We start from the raw sequence: 18643 nt of genomic DNA on the forward strand, positions 1-18643 counted from the left end.
TCCTCGTGCCGGCCGTGGTTCAGTGCCTGCCGCGCGGCGCTCGCGTTCCCGGCCGTTTGCGTGCTCCCGCCCGGTCGCGGCGTCCCGCTTTGTGGAAGGAGCGTATTGCCGTTGGCATCTTTCGTCCCTCGCTCAGCATCTCGAAGCGAAGTGCACCGGCCAGCGGCACCGCTTCTGCGAGCTTGACCTGCACCGGGTCCCCGAGACGATAGCCCAGTCCGGATTTCTCGCCGGAAAGGGCCTGATGTGCCTCATCATAGATGTAATAGTCGCGCCCGAGGGTAGATATAGGGATGAATCCGTCGGCGCCATAGGAGGGGAGGGTGACAAATAGTCCCGCCTTGGTGACGCCGGAAACGCGTCCTTCGAACTCCTCGCCGACACGGCCGTTCAGATGATGGGCGATCAGCCGGTCGACGGTATCGCGTTCCGCCGCCATCGCGCGCCGCTCGAAGGTCGAGATTTCGGCGGCGATATCGTCGAGGGTGCCTTCTTCCTCGGGCGTTATGCCGCCTTCGCCGAGCCCGAGCGCGGAAACGAGCGCACGATGCACGATCAGATCCGCGTAGCGCCGGATCGGCGAGGTGAAATGGGCGTAGCGCAGCAGGTTCAGCCCGAAATGGCCGATATTTTCCGGGCTGTAGATAGCCTGGCTTTGCGATCGCAGGACCATCTGGTTCACGATCGTCTCGTAAGGCTTCCCGTCTGCCTTGGCGAGGATGCCGTTGAAATGGTTCGCCCGCATGTTGCCGCCCTTGGCAAGCGCGATGTCGAGCGTCGCCAGGAATTCACGCAGGCTTTCCTGCTTGACCAGCGACGGTTGATCGTGGACACGATAGATCAGAATCTGACGTTTCTGCTCCAGCGTCTCGGCCGCCGCGACATTCGCCTGGATCATCATCTCTTCGATGAGCTTGTGCGCGTCGAGGCGATCCGGCACGAAGACCCGGTCGACGGTTCCGTCCGGCTTCAGAATGATCTTGCGTTCCGGCACGTCGAGTTCGAGCGGCTGACGGCGTTCCCTTCCGCGCGTGAGGATACGATAGGCGTCCCAGAGCGGCTTGAGGATCGTGTCCAATATGGGTGCGGTCCTGTCGTCCGGAGCACCGTCGATCGCCGCCTGCGCCTGTTGGTACGAGAGCTTGGCCGCGCTTCGCATCATGATGCGGTGGAACGTGTGTCCCGCCTTGCGGCCTTCCTTGGAAAAACGCATCCGGACCGCGAGCGCCGGGCGGTCGACACCCTCCTTCAGCGAGCAGAGGTCGTTGGAGATGCGCTCCGGCAGCATCGGCACGACCCGATCGGGGAAATAGACCGAGTTCCCGCGTTTCAGTGCCTCGAGGTCGAGTGCGGTTCGCGCCCTGACGTACCACGAGACGTCGGCGATCGCGACCGTGACGATGACGCCGCCGGGATTGTCCGGCGACGGGTCCGGCTCCGCATAGACGGCGTCGTCGTGATCCTTGGCGTCTGCCGGGTCTATGGTGATGAGCGGCAGAGAGCGCCAGTCCTCCCGATGCGCCATCGTCGCGGGACGCGCAGCTTCGGCCTCCTGCAGCACCCGCTGCGGGAAGACGTGCGGGATGCCATGGGCATGGATCGCGATCATCGAGATCGCCTTTTCGGAAGCGACCGAGCCGATGACGTTCTGCACCTGCGCGCGCGGCAGACCGTAGCGGCCGATGCGCGAGAGGTGCGCTTCGACGAGATCGCCTTCCTTGGCCTCGCCGGTGAATTCCGGATCGATGAGGAGCTCCTCGCCGCGCTTGTCGATCGGCATCAGCCGGCCGCCGCCGCCGGGCGTGGCGCGGAAGACCCCGAGCACCGCGTCCTTGCGCTTGTCGAGCACCTTGATGATGCGTGCGGTATAGGCAGGGCCGCCGCGATCCTTGGAGGGGAAAATCTTCGCAAGCACGCGGTCGCCGAGGCCGCCCACCGGCGTCTTGCCCTTGGCTCTGGCGACGCTTGATTGCTTGATCAGGACTGCAGGCGCAACGCCGTCGTCGTCAAGCCACTCGGCCGGTCGGCCTATCAGGTCGCCGTCGATGTCGCGAATGGTGATGTCCAGAACGGTGACGGGCGGCAGCCCTCCGGGGCGGACCAGCGACTTGCGCTTTTTCTCGACGAGCCCATCCTCCTCGAGCGAACGCAGCAGCGCTTTGAGCTCTGCCCGTGCCTCGCCCTTCAGGCCGAACGCCTTGGCGATCTCGCGCTTCGAGGCGTGTTGCGGGTTCTCGGCAATGAAGCGCATCAGCACGTCGCGAGAGGGAACGACGCCGTGAACGATCGTCTCCCTTTCTCCGGCCGGTGCCGTGCGGGCCGCGCGGCCGTTCTTTTTGCCTGCGCCCTTTGCGGGCGTGTCGGTCGGGTCGCGCGGGATCCTGCTCAAGATCAGTCCTTTTTGGCCTTCGCGGCCGGCTTCGATTTAGTCTTTGCTGCGGCCTTAGGCTTTTCTGCTTTCGCAGTTCCGGCCGACGCAGTCTTGGCAGTCTTCGTTCCGGCCGATTTCCCCTTGGCCGATTTCCCCTTGGCCGCCTTGCCCTTCGTCGCGCCGCCTTTGGCTTCGCGTTCGGCGATCAGCGCAAGCGCCTCTTCGACCGTGACGGACTGCGGGTCCTTACCCCTCGGCAGCGTGGCGTTTACCTTGCCCCAGTTCACATAGGGTCCGTAACGCCCGTCGCGAACAGTAATCGCGCCGCCGCCCGGATGTTCCCCAAGCTCCTTGAGAGCTGCCGCGGCTGTACGGCCGCGCGCGCCGCCAGCCCCTTTGGACTGCTTGTCGGCAAGGACGGAAATGGCGCGGTTCAGACCGATCGAGAAGACGTCCTCGACCGACTCGAGATTGGCATAGGTCCCGTCGTGAAGCACGAAGGGACCATAGCGGCCGATGCCGGTGGAGATCATCTTGCCGGTTTCCGGATGCGGGCCGATGTCGCGCGGCAGGGAGAGAAGGGCAAGAGCCTTCTCGTGATCGATCGTTGCCGGCGTCCAGCCCTTCGGCAGGCTGGCGCGTTTCGCCTCCTTGCCGTCGCCGCGCTGGACATAGGGGCCGAAGCGGCCGCTGCGCAGCGTGATTTCCTCGCCGGTATGCGGGTCCTTGCCGAGGCTTTGCGGCTCGTTCGACGCGGCTGCTTCGGCGTCACCGTTGCTGTCGGAGGAGAGCTGGCGCGTGTAGTTGCATTCCGGATAGTTGGAGCACCCGACGAAAGCGCCGTATTTGCCGAGTTTCAGGGACAGTTTGCCGGTGCCGCAGACCTGACAGGTGCGCGGGTCGCCGCCGTCTTCCCGCTTCGGAAAGACGAGCGGAGCCAGTTCCTCGTTGAGCGCATCGAGCACGTTGGTGACGCGCAGTTCCTTGGTGTCCTCGACCTGGGAGAAGAAGTCCTTCCAGAAGTCGCGCAGCACGTCCTTCCAATTCAGTTCGCCGGCCGAAATCTGATCCAGCTTCTCCTCGAGCGAAGCCGTGAAATCGTATTCGACATAGCGGGTGAAGAAGCTTTCGAGGAACGCCGTGACCAGGCGGCCCTTCGCCTGCGGCACCAGCTTGCGCTTGTCGATCTCCACGTAGTCGCGGTCGATGAGGGTCGTGACAGTGGCCGCGTAGGTGGACGGGCGGCCGATACCGAGCTCTTCCATCTTCTTGATCAGCGTCGCTTCGGAATAGCGCGGCGGCGGCTCGGTGAAGTGCTGGCTGGCGTTGACTTTCTGCTTCGCGAGATTTTCGCGCGCGTTGATTTCGGGAAGGCGGCCATCCTCGTCACCGTCCTCCGCCTGCTCGCCGTCTTCCTTCATGTCCGTATAGGCAGCGATGAAGCCGTCGAAGCGGATGACCGAACCGGTTGCCCGGAGGCCCGCCTTCTTGCCGGCATTGTCGGCGACGATCTCGGCGGTGGTACGCTCGATCTCCGCGGATGCCATCTGGCTCGCGATGCCGCGCTTCCAGACGAGATCGTAGAGCTTCAGCATGTCGCCATCGAGGAAACGCCGGACCTGGTCGGGCGTGCGGTTGAAATCGGTCGGGCGAATGGCCTCGTGCGCTTCCTGAGCGTTCTTTGCCTTGGTGGAATAGAAGCGCGGCTTTTCCGGCAGATAGCGCTCGCCGAATTGGCTGCCGATCGCCCGGCGCGCGGCGTCGATCGCTTCCGGGGCCATCTGCACGCCGTCCGTACGCATATAGGTAATGAGACCAACGGTTTCGCCGCCGATATCAACACCCTCATAGAGCTTCTGTGCCACCTGCATGGTGCGGGAGGCGGAGAATCCGAGCTTCGAGGAGGCGGCCTGTTGCAGCGTCGAGGTGGTGAAGGGCGGGGAGGGGTTGCGTTTGACCGGTTTGGCCTCGACGCCCTCGACGACGTAGCTCGCGCCGTCGAGCAGGGTCTTCAGCCGGTCGGCTTCCTCGCCATTTCCGACCGCCCTCGGCGGCAGCCGCTTGCCGTCCGCCGAAACGAGCCGCGCCTCGAATTCGTCGCCGCGGGGCGTCTTCAGAAGCGCCGAGATGTTCCAGTATTCTTCCGCGACGAAGCGCTCGATCTCCGCCTCGCGGTCGCAGACGAGGCGCAGCGCCACTGATTGCACGCGCCCCGCCGATCGTGCGCCCGGCAGCTTGCGCCAGAGCACGGGCGAAAGGTTGAAGCCGACGAGATAGTCGAGGGCGCGGCGGGCGAGATATGCATCGACCAGCGACGCGTCGATGTCGCGCGGTTCGGCCATCGCATCGAGAACGGCCTTCTTGGTGATCGCATTGAAGACGACGCGCCTGACCGGCTTGTCGCCGAGGACCTTCTTCTTTCTGAGGAGGTCGAGCACATGCCAGGAAATCGCCTCGCCCTCGCGGTCGGGGTCGGTCGCGAGAATGAGGCCGTCGGACGATTTCACCGCGTCGGCGATGTCCTTCATCCGCTTGGCGGAAGCGCCATCGACCTCCCAGGACATTTCGAAGTCTTCATCGGGGCGAACCGATCCGTCCTTGGCAGGCAGGTCACGCACGTGGCCGAATGAGGCAAGCACCTTATAGCCGGGACCCAGATACTTGTTGATCGTCTTGGCCTTGGAAGGCGATTCCACCACTACAACATTCATCGACATTCTCTGAGACAATTGTTTTGGCGACCCTGCGCGCCAATACCGACGCCACGACATGGACAGGGATTCGGGCGCGGTCAAGGGGTTTCATCGAAAATAGCTATATCGCGCCCGAGCGCAACCAAGCGGCAACATTCGAATCGGCTCAACCGGTGGTCGTCTTTCCCGGCATTGGCTTTGCCGCGGCGGGGCGGCAAAACCTGGCCCTCATCCGGCGCTCGAGAGGGATACGAGATTGCCCCCGTGCCGGCAGAGTTGACCGGCAAGATCCAGTTCGACGAGCACCAGATGGATCTGCGGTGCGGCAAGCCCGGTATGCCGGATGAGGTCGTCGATCTCGACCGGCGTCGGTCCGAGAGCCTCGAGCACGCGCGAGCGATCGCTATCGTCCGCTGCCCGCGGCATCGATGGCGGTTCATCGAGCCTCGGCTCGCTTGCGTCCAGCCGCGAGAAAAGATCGCGGCGGCTGAGAGGCGCCAGCGCGTCGATCACGTCGGCGGAGGAGGTCGTGACGGTCGCCCCCTGTTTCAGGAGATCGTTCGTGCCGTGGCAGCGCGGGTCGAGAGGCGATCCGGGAACGGCGAAGACCAGCCGGCCGAAATCGGCGGCATAGCGCGCAGTGATGAGTGATCCCGAACGGTTCGCGGCTTCGACGATCGCGACACCGAGGCTGATGCCCGCGACAAGCCGGTTCCGTCGCGGAAAATCGCGTGCTCGCGGCTCCCAGCCGAACGGCATCTCGCTGATCGCCAGCCCCTCGCCGGAGACGATTTCCTGCAGCAAGCCGATATTCTCCGGCGGGTACGGCCGGTCGAGGCCGCCCGCGAGCACGCGATCGTGCCTGTCCGCAGACTGGCGCGGTGCGCGGCGGTGTCGATGCCGCGGGCGAGCCCGGACGTGATGACATATCCGGCAGTTCCGGCGTCGCGGGCGATCATGGCCGCGAACTTCGCGCCGCTGACCGAGGCATTGCGTGAACCGACGATCCCAAGCGAGGGAGGGGCCGTCGTCTTCAAATTGCCCTTCGCCGCGAGAAGCGGCGGGGCGCCGTCGATCTGCCTGAGCGCATCCGGATAATCGGGCTCGCCAATACCCACGAATACGGCGCCGAACCGGTGTGCGGCCTCGAGTTCGCGCTCCGCGTCCTCCACCGTGGCGACACGCAGGGGCCGGTCCGCGCCGCCGCGGCGCGAGAGCTCCGGCAGCGCCTCGAGCGCCGCCTCTGCATTGCCGAAATGCGTGATCAGATCCCGGAATGTCGCGGGGCCGACATTGTCGCTGCGGATGAGCCGCAGCCATGCGATTTTCTGGCGTTCGGTCAGTGCGACCCCGGTCTCTCGAGCGCCGCCTCGTGGCATCAGCCCTTTTCTCCGATCCGGCTTTCGGTGCCGCTCAGGAGTCGCTGGATGTTGGCGCGGTGCTTGATCCAGGCGATGACTGTCATCACCGCAAAGAGCACGGCTACTTTGCCGTTGCCGGCTGCGTAGAGTGCAATGGGGATGGCCGCGGTCGCGACGAGCGCCGAAAGAGAGGAGTAGCGGGTGATCTTTGCCGCCGCCAGCCAGATGGCCGCAAAAAGGAGCACCATCACCGGCACGAGGCCGAGCAACACGCCGATATAGGTCGCGACACCCTTGCCGCCCCTGAAGGAAAGCCAGACCGGAAAGAGGTGACCGAGAAAGGCGGCAAAGCCGGCGGCGATTCCGGCTTCCACACCCCAGATCGATGCGATCGCTGCGGCGGCCGTGCCCTTCAGCGCATCCAGCAGCAGCGTGGTGGCAGCAAGCTTCCTGTTGCCGGTTCTCAGCACATTGGTCGCGCCGATATTGCCGGAGCCGATCTTACGCACGTCACCCAGGCCGGCCATCCGCGTCAGAATGAGGCCGAACGGGATCGAGCCGAGCAGATAACCGAAAACGAGGCATGCGATAGTCGAAGGCAGTCCCAGCTGCCAGGAAAACATGTCCACCGGTCCCCCCTTCCGTTGACCCGCTCCGGTTATGCCGAATGCACGAGTTTGCCCGCAACATAGGTTTGGACGACCCGTCCGGTAAAGCGTGCATTTTCGAAAGGCGTGTTCTTGGAACGCGAGACGAGCGCCTCCTTGTGGAGAACCCAAGGCTCGTCAAGATCGATGACGGCGATGTCTGCCCGCGCGCCGGGCTTCAGCGTGCCGGCATCCAGGCCGAAGATCGCGGCCGGGCGGGTTGATAGAGCATCGATCAGCCGCATCAGCGGCACCTGGCCGCTGTGATAGAGGCGCAGCGCCGCTGCCGCCAGCGTCTCGAGCCCGATCGCCCCATCCGCCGCATCCGCGAAGGGCAGGCGCTTGGTGTCGACGTCCTGCGGATCATGAGACGAGACGATGATGTCGATCGTGCCATTGGCCAGCGCCTCGACCATCGCGAAGCGATCGTCCTCGGTGCGCAGGGGCGGCGAGAGCTTGAAGAAGGTCCTGTATTCGCCGATGTCGTTCTCGTTCAGCGTCAGGTGGTTGATCGAAATGCCGCCGGTGACGTTGATGCCGCGCTCCCGGGCATTGCGTATGGCCTCGGCCGATTCGGGAAGGGAAACCTTGGCCGCGTGGTAGGCGGCACGCGTCAGGCCGGCGATGCGCAGGTCGCGTTCGAGCGGAATGATCTCGGCTTCGCGCGGCACGCCCGGAAGGCCGAGCCAACTCGCCAGCAGCCCTTCATTCATGACGCCATTGGCGCCGAGATATCTGTCGCGGGTCTCGAGCGCAATGACCGCACCGAATTCGCGCGCATAGGTCATGGCGCGCCGAAGCACCAGCGTGTCGTGGACCGGCTGTCGCCCGTTGGTGAAGCAGACGGCGCCTGCATCGCGAAGCAACCCGATCTCGGTCATTTCCTGGCCGAGCAAACCTTTGGTCAGGGCCGCCGCCGGATGGACGTTGACGAGCGCCTTGTCGCGCGCGGTCTTCTGCACGAACTCGACCAGCGCGATCTCGTCGATCACCGGATCGGTATCCGGCATGGCGATGAAGGAAGTGACGCCGCCGGTCGCCGCCGCACGCGAGGCCGATTCGATCGTCTCGCGATGCTCGCTGCCCGGCTCGCCGACGAAGACGCGCGCATCGACCAATCCCGGGACGGCGGTGAGACCGGCGCAATCCTTGACGAAGGCGCCCGCAGGCACGCCCTGGTTCTGGGCACCCTTTCCCGCCGCGAGGATACGGCCGTCGCTACCGACGACGATGGTGCCGTTTTCGTCCAGGTTTCGCGACGGATCTACGATACGCAGGTTCTGCAGAACGAGTGCTCTGGTCATAGGCGCGGCCCCCGGTTCTGCGAAAGAAGCAATGTCTCCATCACGGCCATGCGCACGGCGACGCCCATCTCGACCTGCTGCTCGATCACGCTTTGCGGCCCGTCGGCGATTTCCGAGGCGATCTCCACGCCGCGGTTCATCGGCCCCGGATGCATGACGAGCGCGTCTTCCTTCGCGGCCTTCAGCTTTTCGGCGTCCAGGCCATAATAATGGAAATATTCACGCACCGACGGCACGAAAGAGCCGGCCATACGCTCGCGCTGAAGTCTCAGCATCATCACCACGTCCGCATCCTTAAGGCCTTCGGGCATGGAGTGGTAGACCTCGGCCCCCATCTCGGCGATGCCGGCGGGAAGCAGTGTCGCCGGGGCGACGACCCGCACCCGGGCGCCCATCTGGTTCAAAAGCAGGATATTCGAGCGGGCAACGCGCGAGTGGAGGACGTCGCCGCAGATCGCCACGATGATCCGCGAGAGCTTGCCCTTGGCACGCCGGATCGTCAGCGCGTCGAGCAGCGCCTGCGTCGGGTGCTCGTGCTGGCCGTCGCCGGCGTTCACCACCGAGCAGGAGACCTTCTGAGCAAGCAGCGAGGCAGCCCCGGCCGACGAGTGGCGAACGACCAGCACGTCCGGGTGCATGGCGTTCAGCGTCATCGCCGTATCGATCAGCGTCTCGCCTTTCTTCACAGAGGAGTTGCCGACCGACATGTTCATGACGTCCGCACCGAGCCGCTTTCCGGCTAGCTCGAACGAAGACTGCGTCCGCGTCGAGGCTTCGAAGAACAGATTGATCTGTGTGAGCCCCCGCAGCGAGGAGGTCTTCTTCTCCCTCTGCCGAGAGATCTTGACGGCTTCGTCGGCGCGATCGAGCAGGAGCGTGATATCCTGTTCCGTCAGCCCCTTGATGCCGAGCAGGTGGCGATGCGGGAAGGTGATCATGAGCCGCCCTTGCATTTCTGGAATTCGGGTCGCTCTATAGAACGTGGACCCCGGCGCGGCAAGCGGTGCGCCGTCCGTTCCGAAGAAAACTTGAGCCAACAGAATTGTTTCCATTTAGACAGGAAAGGCTCTAAAACCGGCTCATGAATCAGATGAACCGGACCGAACAGAAACTTGCAGAACTGAACCAGCCCAAGCCCTGGTCCGGTGTTAACGCCTTTCGCTCCGACCCGTTGGTGGTCGACATCACGTCCAGCATGCCGAAGACGCTGCGCGAGGAGTTCGACGGGCTCGGGCGCTACGTGACCTCGCCCGAGGCGCAGGAACTGGCCCGCATGGCCAATGAAGGCGCGCCGAAACTGAAGACGCACGGCCCCCGTGGCGAGCGCCTCGACGTCGTAGAGTTCCATCCCGCCTGGCATGCGTTGATGCGCCGATCCATGACCACCGGCCTGCATTCTTCCGCCTGGGAGAATTTGCCCGACGAGCGCGGCCGCTCGCACAGGGTTAGGGCGATCCGCTTCTATCTGACCGCGCAGCTCGAATGCGGCCATCTCTGCCCGCTGACGATGACCAGTGCCTCGGTCGCGGCGATTACCGCTTCGCCCGCCGTCCAGAAGGAATGGGCGCCGAAGATACTCTCGCGAAAATATGACTCGTCCAACCGGCCGTGGATGCAGAAGTCCGCCGTCACTATCGGCATGGGCATGACCGAGAAGCAGGGCGGCACGGATGTGCGCGCCAATACGTCCACGGCCGAACGCGTGGGCGAGGGCATTTATCGTCTCACCGGACACAAGTGGTTCATGTCCGCGCCGATGAGCGACGCCTTCGTCATGCTGGCACAGACCCGGGAGGGGCTTGGCTGCTTCCTCGTCCCCCGACTGCTCGAGGACGGCGGGGCGAACGGCCTGCGTTTCCAGCGCCTGAAGGACAAGCTGGGCAACCGTTCCAATGCCTCCTCCGAGGTCGAGTTCTCGGACACGTTCGGCTTTCTGCTCGGAAGCCCGGATGCCGGCATCCGCACGATCCTCGATATGGTGACGCTGACCCGGCTCGATTGCGCGCTGGCCTCGGCCGGAATGATGCGTGCATCGCTCGCCGAGGCCGTGCACCATACCCGCGGCCGCAAGGTCTTCGGCAAGGCGCTCGTCAGTCAGCCGATGATGACCAGGGTGCTTGCCGACATGGCGCTGGATGTCGCGGCCGCAAGCGCGCTGTCGTTCCGTCTCGCCGAAGCTTTCGACAACGCTCATAGCAGCGCCGAGGATGCGGCCTATGCCCGCATTATGACGCCGGTTGCGAAGTACTGGTGCTGCAAGATCGCCCCCGCCCTGATCTATGAAGCCATGGAGTGCCTGGGCGGCAACGGCTATGTCGAAGAGCGGGCGCTTGCACGCCACTACCGTGAGGCGCCGGTGAATGCGATCTGGGAAGGTTCCGGCAATGTGATGGCGCTCGATGTCCTGCGGGTACTTGGGCGCCGCAAGGAACTGTTCGAACAGCTTTTCGCGACGATTGGGCGCGATCTCGGTCCCGCCGGGCGCAAGACGATCGACGTTCTGCGTGCCGCCATGTCGCTCTGCGAGCGCGACGAGGGCGCGGCGCGCATGCTGGTCGAACAATTGGCTCTCGCGGCGGCTGCCGCCGAGCTCTACCGGCTGGGGGCAGGGCGCATTGCCGATGCATTTCTGGAATCGCGCCTCGCCGCCGGCTGGCGCTCGACCTATGGCATGCTCGATTCGCGTTTCGATTCGGCCTACATCCTCGATCTGCTCTATCCGGCCGCAACGTAGGCGGTAATGAAGAGCACGAGCGGAATGGTCAGGAACGAGGCCGCCGTCTGGATCGTCGCGACGGAAGCATAAAGCTCCGCATCTCCTCCCATCTGCTTTGCCAGAAGATAGCCGTTCATCGCGGTCGGGACGGCCGCGCCGACGGCGATGACGAGCAGGGCATCTCCCCGAATGCCGAGAATCGCGCCGGCGCCCACCATGAACATCGGCATGACGATCAGCTTGAGGGCGACCCCGAAGAGCGCCGGCATGCTCGGTGTCAGCGCGTCGGCGATTTTGAGGCCGGCGCCGACCAGAATCAGGCCGAGGGCCAGTGAGGCGCTCGCCAGCATATCGATCGCCGTCATCATCGGTGCGTAAAGGTCGAGGCCGGTAAGATTGAAAAATATGCCGAGCGCCGACGAGATGATCAGAGGGTTGGTGATGATCTTCAAAAAGAAGAATCCGAGCCCGCGCTTGCCGCTGCCGAACCAGGTCAGAACGGCGATATTGTAGAAATTGATCGGGATGATGAGCAGCGCCATGACGAGCGCCGTCAGGCTGAGGCCGATCGCGCCGTAGAGCTTCTCTGCAACGGCGAGCGCTATGAAGGCGTTCCATCGCGTTGCCGTCTGGAAGATCGACGTGAAGGTGGCGGCGGAAATGCCGCTCTTGCGCAAGACAGGCCAGGCCGAGAGGAGTGCGGCCGACATCAATGTCACGCTTCCGACCGTAGCGACCGCCGTCGCATCGGCCTCGAGGCCGGCCAGGTCCGCTTTCGCCAGCGTCGAGAAGAGGAGGGCGGGGAAGAGAAAATAATATCCGAACTGCTCGAGCCCGATCCATAGCCCCTGGTCGACAAGCGTCGAGCGTCGCAGCGCGACGCCGAGTAGCACGAGCAGGAAGACGGGAAGAATGCTTTCGAAAACGACGGTCATCAGGGCTCCAGGCAGGCGGAGGTTCACGCGTGCAGCGTCACACCTCCCGCGAGACGCGCAAACTCGCTGTAGAGCGCTGAACAGGCAACCGCAAGCCGGCGACCGCTGTGAATATTAACCTTAACAAATGGTTCACGTTGCGCTTCTGTCTCCGAGATGGAGATACTGGGGCTGCGATTTTCACGAAGGACGGAGCGGTCGGTGAGAGCTGCCATGCTGATCATCTTGGTGATCTTCTTCGCCGGCCTGGCGCTCGACGTAGCAAGCCTCGCGGGCGTCCTGACCGCATTCGTCCTGCTCGATCGTGCGATTTACCCGCTCTTTCGCGGCCGGCATGCGGGGAGGACGGCTCCATGAAGTGGTTGCTGATCCTTTGGGGCGGCCCTGTGGTGCTGCTGACCGGCTGGTACGGGCTCTCCTATTACGACATGAGCTTCGGCGTCTTCATGCTGACGCGCGAGGCGCACGACCTCGTCTTCCGGATTTATGGGAACGTCCTGGGAATGCCGCCGGAAGCCATTCCCCCGCTCGTCGCCCGGGCGATGATCGTCGACAGCCTGATCGTGTTCGGCCTTGTGGCACTCCGGAAACGGCGGCAGATCGCGACCTGGTATCGGCGTCGCTACGGCGCGCCCCGATCGCCGGAAGCGCCCCTCGCAAGCAATTCCAACCTGTCCAGCGCTCCTTGAAGAATGAAGGAAGCGGCGGCCGAGTCGATGCGTTCGGCGCGCTTCTTGCGCGATACGTCCATTTCGATCAATGCCCGCTCCGCCGCAACCGTCGACAGGCGTTCGTCCCAGAGAACGAAGGGAATATCCGTTTTCTCCCCCATATTGCGCACGAAGGCTCGCGTAGCCTGGCAGCGGGGCCCCTCCGAGCCGTCCATGTTCACCGGCAGACCGATGATGAAGGCCGCGATCTTTTCCTTCTCCGCAAACGACAGGAGAGCCTGCGCGTCGGCGCCGAACTTGACGCGGCGGATCACGTCGCGCGGCGTCGCAAAGCGCCGGCCGAGATCGGAAACCGAAAGGCCGATCGTTTTCGTACCAAGGTCCAGGCCCGCGATCGCCTGGTATGGCGGCAGCCGTTCGGCGAGTTCCTCCATCCTGAGAATTGTCATTTGATTTACCGATTCGATCTTTCCAGTGCGCTGGTCTGATCCATATGCTTGTCCTACAGATAAATCGATCACTTTAATCGCCGGGCCGATGCGGGCACATCCAGCGTCGTGAGTCGCATCGGAGGCGCGCCGTTTCAAAGAGTCGGGAGAACATCATGAATATCAAATGGCTGGGCCACTCCGCCTTCCACATCGAAACGGCGAAAGCCAAAATTCTGATAGATCCGTTTTTCACCGGCAATCCGGCCTTTCGGGAGGAGGAGCGCAAGGCCGCAGCGGCGGGATTGACCCACATTCTGCTCACCCACGGCCATGGCGACCATGTCGGCGACACCGTCGCGATCGCCAAGGAAACGGGCGCCACCGTCCTTGCCAATTTCGACCTCTGCATGTGGCTCGGTCGGCAGGGCGTTTCGAAGCTGGAGCCAGGCAATACGGGCGGCACGATTCAGCTCGGCAGTTTCTCTGCGACGTTCGTCAACGCGCTGCACTCGTCGGCCCAGATCACCGACGACGGCGTTTCGCACTCGCTCGGCAACGCCAATGGCCTCGTTCTGCATTTCGACGATGAGCCGACGCTCTATCACATGGGCGACACGGACATCTTCTCCGATATGGCGCTCGTGCAGGAACTGCACGAGCCGGAAATCGGCATCGTGCCCATCGGGGACCGTTTCACCATGGGGGGTGCCGTGGCCGCGCTCGCATGCCAGCGATACTTCAAGTTCAACACGGCGATCCCGTGCCACTACGGCTCCTTCCCGATCATCGACCAGACGCCGGAGACCTTCATTGCCGGCATGGACGGTGCCTCGACATTGGTCGCCACGCCCGAGGTCGGCGGCACAGTGACCCTCTAAAGGAAGAGCGCAGCCCGGCCGGAAGCCGGGCCGGCGATATTCGCGAGTTGCACGTTGTCCAACTCGCCTTTATAGCGGGGGAAACTTTGCGATACCGGAGACGATCATGTCCGTAGACCTTGCCACCGTGAAGCGCGTCGCGCGCCTTGCCCGCATCGCCGTCAGCGATCAGGAAGCCGAACGGATGACCAGCGAACTCAACGGTATCCTGGGCTTCGTCGAGCAACTCTCCGAAGTGAATGTCGACGGCGTCGAGCCGATGACGTCGGTGATGCCGATGAAGATGAAGAAGCGCGACGACATCGTCGCGGATGGTGACAAGGCGGACGACGTTGTCGCCAATGCGCCGAATTCGGATCGCAACTTCTTCCTCGTTCCTAAGGTGGTGGAGTAACCACCTCGCCTCCGCCCCGCCGTTCCGAATGCGAAAGTCCGATTGCACCATGACCGACCTTACGAGCCTTACGATCGCCGAAGCCCGCGCGAAGCTTTCCGCCAAGGAAATCACCGCGGTCGAATTAACCGACGCCTATCTTGCCGCGATCGAGGCAGCCAATGAGATAATCAACGCCTATGTCGCCGTCACGCCGGAAAAGGCGCTCGAGATGGCAAAGGCCTCGGACGCCCGCATTGCGGCCGGCAAGGCCGGCGCGCTCGAGGGTATCCCGCTTGGTATCAAGGATCTCTTCGGCACGGAGGGCATCCACACGCAAGCATGCAGCCACATACTCGACGGGTTCAAGCCGCGCTACGAGTCGACCGTGACCCAAAACCTCTGGAACGACGGCGCCGTGATGCTCGGCAAGTTGAACATGGATGAGTTCGCGATGGGCTCGTCCAACGAGACCTCCTATTACGGGCCGGTCAAGAACCCGTGGCGCGCCAAAGGGTCCAATCTGGACCTCGTTCCGGGCGGCTCTTCCGGCGGATCGGCGGCCGCGGTCGCGGCGCGCCTTTGTGCCGGCGCCACCGCGACCGATACCGGCGGTTCGATCCGCCAGCCGGCGGCTTTCACCGGTACCGTCGGCATCAAGCCGACCTATGGCCGCTGCTCGCGCTGGGGCGTCGTCGCCTTCGCATCATCGCTCGACCAGGCGGGCCCGATCGCGCGCGACGTGCGCGATGCGGCGATCCTGCTGAAGTCGATGGCGAGCATCGACCCGAAGGACACGACATCCGTTGATCTGCCGGTACCGGACTACGAATCCGCGATCGGCCAATCGATCAGGGGCATGCGGATAGGTATTCCCAAGGAATACCGCGTCGACGGCATGCCGGAGGAGATCGAGGCGCTATGGCAGCAGGGCGTTGCTTGGCTCAGGGACGCAGGCGCCGAGATCGTCGATATCTCGCTGCCGCACACGAATTACGCGCTGCCCGCTTACTACATCGTCGCGCCGGCCGAAGCGTCGTCCAACCTCGCGCGCTATGACGGCGTACGATACGGTCTGCGCGTCGACGGCAAGGACATCATCGACATGTATGAGAAGACGCGCGCCGCCGGCTTCGGCCAGGAGGTCAAGCGTCGTATCATGATCGGCACTTATGTGCTTTCTGCGGGCTATTACGATGCCTATTACCTGCGCGCGCAGAAGGTCCGGACCCTGATCAAGCGTGACTTCGAGCTCGCCTTCCAAGCGGGCGTCGAAGCGATCCTGACGCCGGCCACGCCGTCCTCCGCCTTCGGCATCGCCGATGAGGACCTCGCATCCGATCCGGTGAAAATGTATCTGAACGACATCTTCACGGTGACCGTGAACATGGCCGGCCTTCCGGGCATTGCGGTACCCGGCGGGCTCGACCATAAGGGGCTGCCGCTCGGCCTGCAGCTCATCGGCAAACCCTTCGAGGAAGAAACGCTGTTCAAGACGGCCCATGTTATCGAGCAGGCAGCCGGCCGCTTCACGCCGTCCAAATGGTGGTGACGGCGTAAAGGGGCCGCAAGCCGGCGGAATCTCGGCGATGCCGACCGGATTTTGGATACCGGAGACGATATCTCCGGTATCCAATACAAGTTGCATAGCCGGCGCTCAGCGGTTGTTGAGTTCCGATCTGACAAGATGTAGCCCGCGTTCGGTAATGCGATAGGGCTTGCCGGCGGACGACTTGATCGCTCTCTTCCGTTTCAGCTTGCGGAAAAGCTCGAGATCGACGCCTGGATAGACCCAGCCGTCTCTCGTAAAGCAGCGAATCTCGGCGATTGCCTTGCCCTCGCGGGTGATTTCAATACGGCCCCCCTGGGCCAAATGGTGAAGAATGCGCTGTTCTGCGCGCGAAATGTCCATCGTTCGAGTATTCCGGAATAGCGTTCGTCAGAACGCAAAAAAACGTTCCGCAAATCATCCAGTGACAAGCGGGGTTCACGTTTCCGGCCCGTGCACGCTCTTCAGTGAAAGCGGGCAGGGCCCTTACCGGGACTCAGACTGATTGACCATAAAGACTCCATCTGGACGGCGGATTTTTAGAGAATGGGTGAACGAACGTCAAGGTTGCAATGAGGCTGAGGGCCAGGTCGTTCGCCTCGTCCAGGGCCGGGCTCACGCCTCACAAGCCTTGCACCGCAGAACCAATTGCTCTACCGAGAAACCACGAATTCAGGCTTCAAAGAAGAGCATGACATGAGCATCGTCGACGTACGCACTCCTGATCCGAAACGCTTTATCCCGGGCGCCACCGGCGACTGGGAGGTCATCATCGGCATGGAGGTCCATGCGCAGGTGCTGAGCAATTCGAAGCTGTTCTCCAGTGCGTCGACCGAGTTCGGGTCGGAGCCGAATGCCAATGTTTCGCTCGTCGATGCCGCCATGCCCGGCATGCTTCCCGTCATCAACGAGGAGTGCGTCAAGCAGGCCGTACGCACCGGCCTCGGCTTGAAGGCAAAGATCAACAATCGCTCGATCTTCGACCGGAAGAACTATTTTTATCCGGACCTGCCGCAGGGCTACCAGATCTCGCAATACAAGGACCCGATCGTCGGCGAGGGCAAGATCATCATTTCCGTCGGTCCGGATCGCAAGGGCCAGTTCGAGGATGTCGAGATCGGCATCGAGCGCCTGCATCTGGAGCAGGATGCCGGCAAGTCGATGCATGACCAGCATCCCGCCATGTCCTATGTCGATCTCAACCGGTCGGGCGTCGCGCTGATGGAGATCGTCTCGAAGCCGGACCTGCGTTCGTCTGACGAGGCGAAGGCCTATCTCACCAAGCTCCGGTCGATCCTGCGTTATCTCGGCACGTGCGACGGCAACATGGACGAGGGCTCCATGCGCGCGGACGTCAACGTTTCGGTTCGCCGCCCCGGCGAAGCTTTCGGCACGCGTTGCGAGATCAAGAACGTCAACTCGATCCGTTTCGTCGGCCAGGCGATCGAATATGAGGCCCGTCGCCAGATCGCCATCCTCGAGGATGGCGGCGCGATCGACCAGGAGACGCGGCTCTTCGACGCCAACAAGGGCGAGACTCGCTCGATGCGCTCGAAAGAGGAGGCGCACGATTACCGCTACTTCCCCGATCCGGATCTCCTGCCACTCGAATTCGACGATGCTTTCGTGGAAGCGTTGAAAACCGATCTTCCGGAATTGCCCGACGACAAGAAGGAACGCTTCGTTCGCGATCTCGGTCTTTCGGTTTATGACGCCTCGGTGCTCGTTTCGGAAAAGGCGATCGCCGATTACTTCGAGGCGGTAGCCGATGGCCGCGATGGCAAGGCGGCGGCGAACTGGGTCATCAACGACCTTCTCGGCGCTCTGAACAAGGCCGGAAAGACCATCGAGGAAACGCCGGTCTCGCCGGCGCAGCTTGGCGGCATCGTCGATCTCATCAAGAACGGCACCATCTCCGGTAAGCTCGCCAAGGACCTCTTCGAAATCCTCTGGAACGAAGGCGGCGATCCGGCCGAGATCGTCGAGAGCCGCGGCATGAAGCAGGTCACCGATACCGGGGCGATCGAGAAGGCGGTCGACGAGATTATCGCCGCCAATCCCGACCAGGTGGAAAAGGCGAAGGCGAAGCCGTCGCTTGCGGGATGGTTTGTCGGGCAGGTGATGAAGGCGACCGGCGGCAAAGCCAATCCGCAGGCGGTACAGGCCCTGGTGAAATCCAAGCTCGGCATCGAGGAGTGACGATGTTCTTCGTCCGTACCGCGAGCGAGCGCGACCTCGAGAAGGTTCGCGCTTTGCTCGCCGAGACGTGGCACGTGACATACGATACGTTCTACGGTGTCGAGAAGGTCAATGAACTGACGGCGAAGTGGCATTCCATCGAGGCTCTTCGAGCGCGGCTGCAGCGCAAGCATTCCGAGTTTGTCGTCGCCGACAACGGCAGCGAGCTTGCCGGGATGGGCTATGCCGCCATGTCCGAGTCGCTGGAAAAGACGGTCGTCCTGCACCAGCTCTATGTCCTGCCGAAGTATCAACGCCATGGCGTCGGTCGCGACATGTTCGCGGAGCTCGAGACCTGCTTCCCGGATGCGGAACGCATGCGGGTGGAGGTGGAGCCGCAGAACCTGCACGCGCTCGCCTTTTATCGCGCGCACGGATTTGTGGAAGTCGCAAAGACATCCAGTTGCGGTGACGAGCAGTCCGGAATACCGGCGCTCATCCTGGAGAAGCGCCTTTCCTGACCTTTGACGCCGCTC

Annotated in this window: 17 protein-coding genes and 1 pseudogene; 8 read left to right on the forward strand and 10 right to left on the reverse strand. The window is 63.2% G+C overall.

All coding sequences use genetic code 11. From position 1 onward, the window contains the following. Positions 1-19: 19 nt before the first annotated feature. The 6 genes and pseudogenes from rnr to SINAR_RS0116420 all read right to left on the reverse strand — a co-directional run bounded on the left by rnr (position 20) and on the right by SINAR_RS0116420 (position 9314). Complete coding sequence (gene rnr / locus SINAR_RS0116395) at positions 20-2389, reverse strand: ribonuclease R (protein ID WP_028000104.1); 2370 nt, start codon at positions 2387-2389, stop codon at positions 20-22. A 2-nt stretch (positions 2390-2391) separates the two neighbouring features. Next, positions 2392-5082: a type I DNA topoisomerase gene (gene topA, locus SINAR_RS0116400; protein ID WP_028000105.1), complete on the reverse strand. Its 2691-nt coding sequence runs from the start codon at positions 5080-5082 to the stop codon at positions 2392-2394. A gap of 210 nt (positions 5083-5292) precedes the next feature. Then, positions 5293-6443: pseudogene (gene dprA / locus SINAR_RS01000000133580) on the reverse strand (DNA-processing protein DprA). Continuing rightward, positions 6443-7048 (reverse strand): glycerol-3-phosphate 1-O-acyltransferase PlsY, encoded by a 606-nt coding sequence (plsY, locus tag SINAR_RS0116410; protein ID WP_028000106.1) that lies wholly within the window; start codon positions 7046-7048, stop codon positions 6443-6445. Before plsY ends, dprA begins: the two are co-directional and overlap by 1 nt. A 35-nt stretch (positions 7049-7083) precedes the next feature. Then, positions 7084-8376, reverse strand: a complete 1293-nt coding sequence (locus SINAR_RS0116415) for a dihydroorotase (RefSeq protein WP_028000107.1) — start codon at positions 8374-8376, stop codon at positions 7084-7086. Further along, complete coding sequence (locus SINAR_RS0116420) at positions 8373-9314, reverse strand: aspartate carbamoyltransferase catalytic subunit (protein WP_028000108.1); 942 nt, start codon at positions 9312-9314, stop codon at positions 8373-8375. The genes SINAR_RS0116415 and SINAR_RS0116420 overlap by 4 nt, the downstream gene beginning before the upstream one ends. A gap of 143 nt (positions 9315-9457) precedes the next feature. Here SINAR_RS0116420 and SINAR_RS0116425 point away from each other — a divergent pair, with 143 nt between their 5' ends. Continuing rightward, the gene (locus SINAR_RS0116425; RefSeq protein WP_028000109.1) at positions 9458-11110 is read left to right on the forward strand and encodes an acyl-CoA dehydrogenase family protein; all 1653 of its coding nucleotides are present in this window, start codon (positions 9458-9460) and stop codon (positions 11108-11110) included. Here SINAR_RS0116425 and SINAR_RS0116430 read toward each other — a convergent pair. Both SINAR_RS0116430 and SINAR_RS1000000137380 read right to left on the reverse strand, forming a co-directional pair. Next, the gene (locus SINAR_RS0116430) at positions 11092-12027 is read right to left on the reverse strand and encodes an AEC family transporter (protein ID WP_028000110.1); all 936 of its coding nucleotides are present in this window, start codon (positions 12025-12027) and stop codon (positions 11092-11094) included. The genes SINAR_RS0116425 and SINAR_RS0116430 overlap by 19 nt on opposite strands. A 23-nt stretch (positions 12028-12050) precedes the next feature. After that, positions 12051-12242, reverse strand: a complete 192-nt coding sequence (locus tag SINAR_RS1000000137380) for a hypothetical protein (RefSeq protein WP_167333604.1) — start codon at positions 12240-12242, stop codon at positions 12051-12053. Between SINAR_RS1000000137380 and SINAR_RS1000000137385 the strand changes: the two genes are divergently transcribed. Further along, positions 12241-12384, forward strand: coding sequence for a hypothetical protein (locus tag SINAR_RS1000000137385; protein ID WP_084617467.1), 144 nt, complete (start codon positions 12241-12243; stop codon positions 12382-12384). The genes SINAR_RS1000000137380 and SINAR_RS1000000137385 overlap by 2 nt on opposite strands. Next, positions 12381-12716, forward strand: a complete 336-nt coding sequence (locus SINAR_RS0116440; protein ID WP_028000112.1) for a DUF6105 family protein — start codon at positions 12381-12383, stop codon at positions 12714-12716. The genes SINAR_RS1000000137385 and SINAR_RS0116440 overlap by 4 nt, the downstream gene beginning before the upstream one ends. On the opposite strand, the gene ruvX is transcribed toward SINAR_RS0116440, so the two are convergent. Further along, positions 12650-13147, reverse strand: a complete 498-nt coding sequence (gene ruvX, locus SINAR_RS0116445) for a Holliday junction resolvase RuvX (RefSeq protein WP_028000113.1) — start codon at positions 13145-13147, stop codon at positions 12650-12652. The genes SINAR_RS0116440 and ruvX overlap by 67 nt on opposite strands. A gap of 155 nt (positions 13148-13302) precedes the next feature. Between ruvX and SINAR_RS0116450 the strand changes: the two genes are divergently transcribed. From SINAR_RS0116450 to gatA, 3 genes are all read left to right on the forward strand, one after another. Further along, positions 13303-14007, forward strand: a complete 705-nt coding sequence (locus SINAR_RS0116450) for a metal-dependent hydrolase (protein WP_028000114.1) — start codon at positions 13303-13305, stop codon at positions 14005-14007. 106 nt (positions 14008-14113) lie between these two features. Beyond that, positions 14114-14401 (forward strand): Asp-tRNA(Asn)/Glu-tRNA(Gln) amidotransferase subunit GatC, encoded by a 288-nt coding sequence (gatC, locus tag SINAR_RS0116455; protein ID WP_028000115.1) that lies wholly within the window; start codon positions 14114-14116, stop codon positions 14399-14401. Between the two features lie 49 nt (positions 14402-14450). After that, a complete protein-coding gene (gene gatA / locus SINAR_RS0116460; protein WP_028000116.1) occupies positions 14451-15932 on the forward strand; it encodes an Asp-tRNA(Asn)/Glu-tRNA(Gln) amidotransferase subunit GatA in 1482 nt (493 codons plus the stop codon). Between the two features lie 105 nt (positions 15933-16037). Here gatA and SINAR_RS0116465 read toward each other — a convergent pair whose 3' ends face one another. After that, complete coding sequence (locus SINAR_RS0116465) at positions 16038-16292, reverse strand: YjhX family toxin (protein ID WP_003533053.1); 255 nt, start codon at positions 16290-16292, stop codon at positions 16038-16040. 333 nt (positions 16293-16625) lie between these two features. On the opposite strand from SINAR_RS0116465, the gene gatB reads away from it, so the two are divergent. Next, on the forward strand, positions 16626-18128 hold the full coding sequence (gene gatB, locus SINAR_RS0116470) for an Asp-tRNA(Asn)/Glu-tRNA(Gln) amidotransferase subunit GatB (protein WP_028000117.1): 1503 nt from the start codon (positions 16626-16628) through the stop codon (positions 18126-18128). A gap of 2 nt (positions 18129-18130) precedes the next feature. Beyond that, positions 18131-18628, forward strand: a complete 498-nt coding sequence (locus SINAR_RS0116475) for a GNAT family N-acetyltransferase (protein WP_028000118.1) — start codon at positions 18131-18133, stop codon at positions 18626-18628. Positions 18629-18643: the final 15 nt, after the last annotated feature.

The sequence above is a fragment of the Sinorhizobium arboris LMG 14919 genome (assembly GCF_000427465.1).
GTDB classification, from domain to species: Bacteria; Pseudomonadota; Alphaproteobacteria; order Rhizobiales; family Rhizobiaceae; genus Sinorhizobium; species Sinorhizobium arboris.

What these genes read in the sequence shown, in the direction of transcription:
- SINAR_RS0116420 (WP_028000108.1), bottom strand. Translation starts at nt 9,314, where the DNA reads ATGATCACCTTCCCGCATCGCCACCTGCTCGGCATCAAGGGGCTGACG.
- gatA (WP_028000116.1), top strand. Translation starts at nt 14,451, where the DNA reads ATGACCGACCTTACGAGCCTTACGATCGCCGAAGCCCGCGCGAAGCTT.
- SINAR_RS0116430 (WP_028000110.1), bottom strand. Translation starts at nt 12,027, where the DNA reads ATGACCGTCGTTTTCGAAAGCATTCTTCCCGTCTTCCTGCTCGTGCTA.
- gatB (WP_028000117.1), top strand. Translation starts at nt 16,626, where the DNA reads ATGAGCATCGTCGACGTACGCACTCCTGATCCGAAACGCTTTATCCCG.
- SINAR_RS0116425 (WP_028000109.1), top strand. Translation starts at nt 9,458, where the DNA reads ATGAATCAGATGAACCGGACCGAACAGAAACTTGCAGAACTGAACCAG.
- SINAR_RS0116415 (WP_028000107.1), bottom strand. Translation starts at nt 8,376, where the DNA reads ATGACCAGAGCACTCGTTCTGCAGAACCTGCGTATCGTAGATCCGTCG.
- gatC (WP_028000115.1), top strand. Translation starts at nt 14,114, where the DNA reads ATGTCCGTAGACCTTGCCACCGTGAAGCGCGTCGCGCGCCTTGCCCGC.
- SINAR_RS1000000137385 (WP_084617467.1), top strand. Translation starts at nt 12,241, where the DNA reads ATGCTGATCATCTTGGTGATCTTCTTCGCCGGCCTGGCGCTCGACGTA.
- plsY (WP_028000106.1), bottom strand. Translation starts at nt 7,048, where the DNA reads ATGTTTTCCTGGCAGCTGGGACTGCCTTCGACTATCGCATGCCTCGTT.
- SINAR_RS0116475 (WP_028000118.1), top strand. Translation starts at nt 18,131, where the DNA reads ATGTTCTTCGTCCGTACCGCGAGCGAGCGCGACCTCGAGAAGGTTCGC.
- ruvX (WP_028000113.1), bottom strand. Translation starts at nt 13,147, where the DNA reads ATGACAATTCTCAGGATGGAGGAACTCGCCGAACGGCTGCCGCCATAC.
- topA (WP_028000105.1), bottom strand. Translation starts at nt 5,082, where the DNA reads ATGAATGTTGTAGTGGTGGAATCGCCTTCCAAGGCCAAGACGATCAAC.
- SINAR_RS0116450 (WP_028000114.1), top strand. Translation starts at nt 13,303, where the DNA reads ATGAATATCAAATGGCTGGGCCACTCCGCCTTCCACATCGAAACGGCG.
- SINAR_RS1000000137380 (WP_167333604.1), bottom strand. Translation starts at nt 12,242, where the DNA reads ATGGCAGCTCTCACCGACCGCTCCGTCCTTCGTGAAAATCGCAGCCCC.
- SINAR_RS0116440 (WP_028000112.1), top strand. Translation starts at nt 12,381, where the DNA reads ATGAAGTGGTTGCTGATCCTTTGGGGCGGCCCTGTGGTGCTGCTGACC.
- SINAR_RS0116465 (WP_003533053.1), bottom strand. Translation starts at nt 16,292, where the DNA reads ATGGACATTTCGCGCGCAGAACAGCGCATTCTTCACCATTTGGCCCAG.